At 71.3% G+C, this 5349-nt stretch carries 5 protein-coding genes; all 5 read left to right on the top strand.

What is annotated here, in order from left to right; translation table 11 throughout:
• Positions 1-248: 248 nt before the first annotated feature.
• The 5 genes from ACWGH4_RS30645 (at position 249) to ACWGH4_RS30625 (ending at position 5317) form a co-directional block, all read left to right on the top strand.
• On the top strand, positions 249-1427 hold the full coding sequence (locus ACWGH4_RS30645; RefSeq protein WP_159693344.1) for a ParA family protein: 1179 nt from the start codon (positions 249-251) through the stop codon (positions 1425-1427).
• Entirely contained in the window at positions 1424-2029 is a 606-nt protein-coding gene (locus tag ACWGH4_RS30640; RefSeq protein WP_453466639.1) for a hypothetical protein, read from the top strand. The genes ACWGH4_RS30645 and ACWGH4_RS30640 overlap by 4 nt, the downstream gene beginning before the upstream one ends.
• A gap of 479 nt (positions 2030-2508) precedes the next feature.
• Positions 2509-3609 carry a segregation/condensation protein A gene (locus ACWGH4_RS30635; RefSeq protein WP_453466637.1) on the top strand — a complete coding sequence of 367 codons (1101 nt, stop codon included), beginning with the start codon at positions 2509-2511 and terminating at the stop codon, positions 3607-3609.
• Positions 3610-3641: 32 nt separating this feature from the next.
• On the top strand, positions 3642-4211 hold the full coding sequence (gene scpB, locus ACWGH4_RS30630) for an SMC-Scp complex subunit ScpB (protein WP_234020551.1): 570 nt from the start codon (positions 3642-3644) through the stop codon (positions 4209-4211).
• Positions 4211-5317: a pseudouridine synthase gene (locus ACWGH4_RS30625; RefSeq protein ID WP_441266576.1), complete on the top strand. Its 1107-nt coding sequence runs from the start codon at positions 4211-4213 to the stop codon at positions 5315-5317. Before scpB ends, ACWGH4_RS30625 begins: the two co-directional genes overlap by 1 nt.
• Positions 5318-5349: the final 32 nt, after the last annotated feature.

Here is a 5349-nt window from a genome sequence, read left to right as displayed (position 1 = left end):
GTTCAACTCGCCTCGAACGTAACCCTTTAACCGTTTCGCGAACCCCCGAAACGTGCGGGCGGGGGCACGCGGAACGGCCTGTGCGCCCTTGACAGAGGGGTGTTCGATTGCCGACACATCGGGCCGGGTCCGGCGGATTGTGTTGCTGCGGACCGGTGACACGCCATAGAGTCGCAAACCGTCGGCATGGTGCCACGCTGACCTATCGATAAGTTTCCTGGTCACGGTCCAAGGAGGTAAGACGACTTGTGAATGAGTCGACATTTACTCCCGGGGGTGGTCGGCCAGGAACGGTTCCGGCGGGCCAGGGCCCGTCGTCCGGTCTCGAGGATGTCGGCTCCGTCGCTGTCCGCACCTTCGCGACGCACCAGCACACGACGCACATGACGACAGCCCACACGATGAAGATGATGGACGGCCAACACGTGAACGCCATGGCCGGCAACGAGAGTGGCCGAGAGTCCACCCACTTCGCCGCCTACGAGGAAGTCCCCGAGGGGCACTTCTACGACCCCGATGCCGAGTACGAGCCCGATCCCGAGTACGCGGCCACCCTCGCGCCCGACGCTGCCCGTCAGCGCCGCGAGCGGATCGGCCCCACCGGGCGTCCGCTGCCGTACTTCCCGATCCCGGGCCCGCTGACCGACCACGGCCCCGCCAAGATCATCGCGATGTGCAACCAGAAGGGCGGCGTCGGCAAGACGACGTCGACCATCAACCTGGGCGCCGCGCTCGCCGAATACGGACGGCGGGTGCTGCTCGTCGACTTCGACCCGCAGGGCGCGCTGTCGGTGGGCCTCGGCGTCAACCCGATGGAGCTCGACCTCACCGTCTACAACCTGCTCATGGAGCGGGGCATGTCGGCCGACGAGGTCCTCCTGAAGACCGCCGTGCCCAACATGGACCTGCTGCCGAGCAACATCGACCTCTCGGCCGCGGAAGTGCAGTTGGTGAGCGAGGTCGCGCGCGAGTCGACGCTCCAGCGCGCGCTGAAGCCGCTGATGTCCGACTACGACTACATCGTGATCGACTGTCAGCCGTCGCTCGGCCTGCTCACCGTCAACGCGCTGACCGCGGCGCACAAGGTGATAGTGCCGCTCGAGTGCGAGTTCTTCGCGCTCCGTGGTGTCGCGCTGCTGACCGAGACGATCGAGAAGGTCCAGGAGCGGCTCAACCCCGACCTGGAACTCGACGGCATCCTCGCCACGATGTACGACTCGCGGACCGTGCACAGCCGCGAGGTGCTGGCGCGGGTCGTCGAGGCGTTCGACGACCACGTCTACCACACGGTCATCGGGCGGACCGTCCGCTTCCCGGAGACCACGGTCGCCGGTGAGCCGATCACGACCTACGCGTCGAACTCCGTCGGCGCCGCCGCATACCGCCAGCTCGCCAGGGAGGTGCTCGCCCGGTGTCACGCCGAGTGAGTCTGCCCGGGGCCGACGAGCTGTTCCGTACGACCGGGGGCATGGCGCTGCAGTCGTCGTCCCCGCGCAAGCAGGGGAACCCGAACACCCCGAACAACGCTCAGAACACGTCGAACGCCAACGGTGAACCGCGGGTGCCGGCGCAGGGCGAACCGGACGAGGCGGGGGCCGAGCCGGCCTCCTCGTCCGCGTCCGCCTCGTCGTCCGAGGAGCACTCCGCGGCCGACGCGGACCCCGTCGAGGAGGGCCGCAGCCGGGCCACGGACGCCGCGGCCGCCGCCGGACGGGCGATGACGCCCAAGGCGCGCCGCCCCCAGGAGGGCGGGGCCGCGGGCCCCGCCGCCGGCGCCGCGCCGCGCAGGCGGGGACGCGGCGCGAACCGCCGGCCCAGCGGGCGCGAACGCCACGACGAGAAGATCACGGTCTACGTCTCCGCCGAGGAACTCATGGACCTCGAGCACGCGCGGCTGGTGCTGCGCGGCGAGCACGGCCTGGCCGTGGACCGCGGCCGGATCGTCCGCGAGGCGGTGGCGGTGGTCCTCGCGGACCTCGAGCAGCGGGGCGACGCGAGCATCCTCGTGAGACGCCTGAGGGGTCGCTGAGCGGGTAGCCTGCGGGCGCGACTGTTCCTCCCGCTCCCTGGACCGCCATGCCCCCGAACGACGACCCGCCCGGCCCGTCCCGCCGCCGTGCCTTGGGGCGGGGGCCGGGCGCGTCGCGCCAGGGAGCGGTTCCCCCCACCCCGCCCCTTCCCGAAACCGCGCGCGAGCCCCCGGCCCCCGGGCGTCGTGCGCCGCTCGACGACGACACGACGCCGGAGCGGACGGCTGATTCCGTGGCCCCGTCCCTTCCCGACGCCGAGGGCGAGTCTCCGGAGCGGGAGGCCCGTGCGCAGCACGACGGCGGCGATCGGCCCGAGGGGGCCCCGGTCGCGTCGGCGGAGGCGGTCGATTCCCCGAGCCCCCCGTTTTCCGGGACCGGGGGCGAACCCCCGGAGCCCGGGCGTCGTGCGCTGCGCGACGACGAGGAGGCCGGCAAGAGCCCGGCCGGCCCCGACGGCGACGACGACGGCCCCGCATGCGTGGAGCGGCCGGAGGCGGCCCTTGGCGCGCCGGCCGGGGGAGTCGATTCCCCGCCCCCACTCCTTCCCGAGACCGGGGCCGACCCCCGGGAGCCCGAGGCCGTCGATTTCCCGAGCCCGTCCCTTCCTGCTGCCGAGGGCGAGCCTCCGGAGCCGGAGGCCCGTGCGCCCCACGGCGGCGACGCCGGCGGCGATCGGTCCGGCGGACCGGAGGCGGCCCGCGGTGCGCCGTCGGCCACCCGGGGTGCGGGACGCGCTGGAGCCGGTGCCGAGGAGCAGCACGGGGCGAGCGATGCCGTCGGGGGTGGGGACGGGCGGTTCACCGTGCGGCTCGTCAACTTCGAGGGGCCGTTCGACCTGCTGCTGCAGCTCATCTCCAAGCACAAGCTCGACGTGACCGAGGTCGCACTCTCCAAGGTCACCGACGAGTTCATGGCGTACATCCGGGCCATGGGGCCCGACTGGGACCTCGACCAGACCACCGAGTTCCTCGTCGTCGCCGCGACGCTGCTCGACCTCAAGGCCGCCCGGCTGCTGCCCGCAGCCGAGGTCGAGGACGAGGCGGACCTCGCGCTGCTGGAGGCCCGTGACCTGCTCTTCGCCCGGCTGCTCCAGTACCGCGCGTACAAGCAGATCGCCGACATCTTCGACCGGCGCCTCGACGAGGAGGTACGGCGGTACCCCCGTACCGTCGGGCTCGAGGCCCACCTCGCGGAGCTGCTGCCCGAGGTCGTCATCAGCATCGGCGCGGAGGGCTTCGCCAAGCTCGCGGTGAAGGCCATGCAGCCGAAGGCGAAGCCGCAGGTGTACGTGGACCACATCCACGCGCCGCTGGTCAGCGTCAGGGAGCAGGCCGAGGTCGTGGTCGCCCTGCTCAGGGAGCGGGGCAGGGCGTCGTTCCGTGAGCTCTCGGAGGACGCTCCCGACACCCTCACCGTCGTCGCCCGGTTCCTCGCCCTGCTGGAGCTCTACCGCGAGAAGGCGGTCGCCCTCGACCAGGAGGAGGCGCTGGGCGAGCTGATGGTGGTGTGGGCCGGGGGCGGGGCGGAGGCGGTGGCCGTCACGGACGAGTTCGATCAAGTCGTGGAGGAGAAGCAGTGAGCGAGCTCAAGCCCGCGCTCGAGGCCGTCCTCATGGTCGTCGACGAGCCGGCGACGGAGGAGCACCTGGCCAAGGTGCTGGAGCAGCCCAGGAGGGCCGTGGCGGACGCGCTGCGGGAGCTCGCGGACGAGTACACGATCCAGGGCCGCGGCTTCGAGCTGCGGCTCGTCGCCGGCGGCTGGCGCTTCTACAGCCGCCCGGAGCACGCCGCGGCGGTCGAGCGTTTCGTGCTCGACGGGCAGCACGCCCGGCTGACCCAGGCCGCTTTGGAGACCCTCGCGGTCGTCGCGTACCGGCAGCCTGTGAGCCGTTCCAGGGTCTCCGCGGTCCGCGGAGTGAACTGCGACGGCGTCATGCGCACCCTCCTTCAGCGGGGTCTGGTCGAGGAGGCGGGCACGGAACCTGAAACAGGTGCGATCCTGTACAGGACGACGAACTACTTTCTGGAGCGGATGGGCCTGCGCGGCCTGGACGAGCTTCCGGAGCTCGCGCCCTTCCTACCGGAGGCGGACGCGATCGAGGCCGAGACGCAGGAAGGCGTTCCGTCGTTCGATCCGGATGCACCGGATCGTGAGGACGCAGACGACAAGACGGAAATTTGATGCGAAGCAGCAGCGGCAGGAACAGCAGCGGAAACAACGGCGGGAGCCGTGGTGGCAACAGCGGCGGCCGCGGCAGCAGCGGCGGCGGGCGCGGTAACTACCGCGGTGCCGGCAACGACCGCGACGACAAGCAGAAGCGCGCCGGGAAGCCCCGTCCCGAGGAGCGTCGCTACGACGTGGGCGGCACCCCCGAGGCGCCCAGGAAGGGGCGCGGCGGCGCGGCCCGCGGCGGCGCGAAGGGGGGCCCGAGGCAGTCGCCGCAGCGCGGTGGCGGCCGTACGGCACCCGCGCGTTCGCGTGAGTACGACGCCCGCTCCGAGGAGCGCAACCGCGAGCGTTACGCGAACAAGCCGGAGATCAAGACCCCCAAGACCTTCGGTGACCAGGAGGGGGAGCGTCTGCAGAAGGTGCTCGCTCGGGCCGGCATGGGCTCGCGCCGGGCGTGCGAGGAGCTGATCGACGCCGGCCGTGTCGAGGTCAACGGCAAGATCGTGATCGAGCAGGGTGTCCGCGTCGACCCGGAGCAGGACGAGATCAAGGTCGACGGCCTGACCGTCGCGACCCAGTCGCACCTCTTCTTCGCGCTGAACAAGCCCGCCGGTGTCGTGTCCACGATGGAGGACCCCGACGGGCGGCAGTGCCTCGGCGACTACGTCACCAACCGTGAGACCCGGCTCTTCCACGTCGGCCGGCTCGACACGGAGACCGAGGGCATCATCCTGCTCACCAACCACGGTGAGCTGGCCCACCGGCTGACCCACCCCAAGTACGGCGTGAAGAAGACCTACCTCGCCGCCATCCAGGGGCCGCTGCCGAGGGAGCTGGGCAAGCGCCTCAAGGAGGGCATCCAGCTCGAGGACGGCTACGCCCGCGCCGACCACTTCCGGGTCGTGGAGAACACCGGCAAGAACTACCTCGTCGAGGTCACCCTCCACGAGGGCCGCAAGCACATCGTGCGGCGCATGCTCTCCGAGGCGGGCTTCCCGGTCGACAAGCTCGTGCGGACCGCGTTCGGGCCGATCTCACTGGGCGACCAGAAGTCCGGCTGGCTGCGCCGGCTGACCAACACCGAGGTCGGCATGCTGATGAAGGAAGTCGGTCTGTAACGGCACAAACGTACGAAAAAGGGCCCGTGACC

The organism is Streptomyces sp. NPDC054847, from assembly GCF_053610925.1.
The sequence above is the reverse complement of the archived record's forward strand: the minus strand, read 5'-3'. Positions and strand labels throughout refer to the sequence as shown.